This is a genomic window from Streptococcus sp. HMSC073F11 (assembly GCF_001810785.1).
Classification (GTDB): domain Bacteria; phylum Bacillota; class Bacilli; order Lactobacillales; family Streptococcaceae; genus Streptococcus.
Window position 1 is genome coordinate 1 of sequence record NZ_KV802695.1, and the last position, 206, is coordinate 206.

1 protein-coding gene is annotated in these 206 nt (G+C 44.7%); it reads left to right on the forward strand.

All coding sequences use genetic code 11. The annotated features are described in order from the left end of the window. Nucleotides 1-206: DUF1542 domain-containing protein (locus HMPREF2764_RS06740; protein ID WP_148129368.1), on the forward strand; the 206-nt coding region annotated here is incomplete at both ends.

The following is a 206-nucleotide window of genomic DNA, read 5'->3' on the forward strand; positions in this document are numbered from 1 at the left end:
ATCGACAACGCAACAACAAACGATGCAGTTGAGAAAGCTAAAAACGATGGAGTGACAAGTGTATCTTCAGTAAGTCCAACAGCGCAAGCTAAGCCAGCGGCTAAACAAGCAATCGACGATGCATTAAAAGCTAAGGAAGCAGCAATCAACGCAAACAACGACTTAACAGACGAAGAGAAAACTGCAGCGAAAGCTGATGCGAAAGC